The sequence below is a fragment of the uncultured Campylobacter sp. genome, from assembly GCF_937890585.1.
Lineage (GTDB): Bacteria > Campylobacterota > Campylobacteria > Campylobacterales > Campylobacteraceae > Campylobacter_A.
The window spans coordinates 1-1078 of the sequence record NZ_CALACG010000377.1; the positions used below are offsets into that span (position 1 = coordinate 1).

3 protein-coding genes are annotated in these 1078 nt (G+C 41.1%); all 3 read left to right on the forward strand.

Features of this window, described 5'->3' with window-relative positions; all coding sequences use genetic code 11:
* Window positions 1–165 precede the first annotated feature (165 nt).
* From Q0296_RS11120 to Q0296_RS11130, 3 genes are read left to right on the forward strand one after another with little or no spacing between them, the layout of a single operon-like run.
* Window positions 166–417 (forward strand): hypothetical protein, encoded by a 252-nt coding sequence (locus tag Q0296_RS11120; RefSeq protein ID WP_298040583.1) that lies wholly within the window; start codon window positions 166–168, stop codon window positions 415–417.
* Entirely contained in the window at window positions 404–817 is a 414-nt protein-coding gene (locus tag Q0296_RS11125) for a YopX family protein (protein WP_298040586.1), read from the forward strand. The genes Q0296_RS11120 and Q0296_RS11125 overlap by 14 nt, the downstream gene beginning before the upstream one ends.
* Window positions 814–993 carry a hypothetical protein gene (locus Q0296_RS11130; protein WP_298040593.1) on the forward strand — a complete coding sequence of 60 codons (180 nt, stop codon included), beginning with the start codon at window positions 814–816 and terminating at the stop codon, window positions 991–993. The genes Q0296_RS11125 and Q0296_RS11130 overlap by 4 nt, the downstream gene beginning before the upstream one ends.
* Window positions 994–1078: the final 85 nt, after the last annotated feature.

Sequence of the window (1078 nt, forward strand, 5' to 3'; positions counted from 1 at the left end):
GTAAGGGGCAAAAACTCGCGCCGATATTAGCCGAGTTTTACGCGCTCAACAAGGAGAAAATCGCATACATAGCAAACAAGAGCTATGATACGAAGTACCGCAAAGAGGCGGAGGATAGCCAACGCCTAGCTTATTTTTATATCGAGAATATTTAAAGGGGCTAATATGTTTTGGCGAAAAACGGAAAAAGTGAAGCTGGCAGAGCTTTTGGAGTGGTTTTTGAGCCACGATTGGGAATTCCGAAAAAGTGATTATAAAAACCTGCAAGAATTAAACAAGCTACTTTTAAAATTTGACATACAGCCGGTGTGGGTAAATTTCTCGCTTTATGACTTTTTCTACCTCGATCAAAAGGAGCGAGAAAGGCTACTTGAAGCATACAAAAAATTAAAGGGCAAAAACAATGAGAGAGATTAAATTTAAAGCTTATTACAAGGCAGATAAAAGGATATACGAAGTTTTATATCTTGACTTTGCAAGCAATGAATTAGGGCTATGGGACGAGGAGACGGAGATTGATTTCGAGTGCTCTTTTGAAGATGTCGAGCTTATGCAATACACCGGCTTGAAAGATAAAAACGGCGTTGAGATTTACGAGGGGGACCTTTTTAGGCCAGGGCCAGGTTACAACGAACATTCTTTTAGAGTGAATTGGGAAGATGAAGATGCAAGATTTCTCGGAATTGGGTATGGCAAAGACTCAGAACGTGCACCTGGTGAGAAATATGTCTGCTATGTAGGCGTGTATAACAAACTTAAAAATAATACAGTAGAAGTTATAGGCAATATCTACGAAAATACCGAGCTTTTGCAATGAACAAAATAGCGCAAGATTTGCGAGCAATCATCGCAGAGCTAATGGTACTTGAAAAACGGCTAGACGCGCTAAAGCTAAAAATAGATTTGGCGCACGGGGCAAACAGAGAGCCTTACAAGTCCTGGATAGAGGACGTAAAAGAAATAAAAGAAACGATTGAAAGGATAAGACGATGAACACGGACGAAATGATCGAAGTAATGCAAGCCCACGCTAGAGGCGAGGCGATAGAAGTAAGCGACAAAGGCGCGGACGATTGGAG

Excerpts from the sequence above, each read along its gene's own strand:
- Q0296_RS11130 (WP_298040593.1), top strand. The coding sequence starts at position 814 with ATGAACAAAATAGCGCAAGATTTGCGAGCAATCATCGCAGAGCTAATG.
- Q0296_RS11125 (WP_298040586.1), top strand. The coding sequence starts at position 404 with ATGAGAGAGATTAAATTTAAAGCTTATTACAAGGCAGATAAAAGGATA.
- Q0296_RS11120 (WP_298040583.1), top strand. The coding sequence starts at position 166 with ATGTTTTGGCGAAAAACGGAAAAAGTGAAGCTGGCAGAGCTTTTGGAG.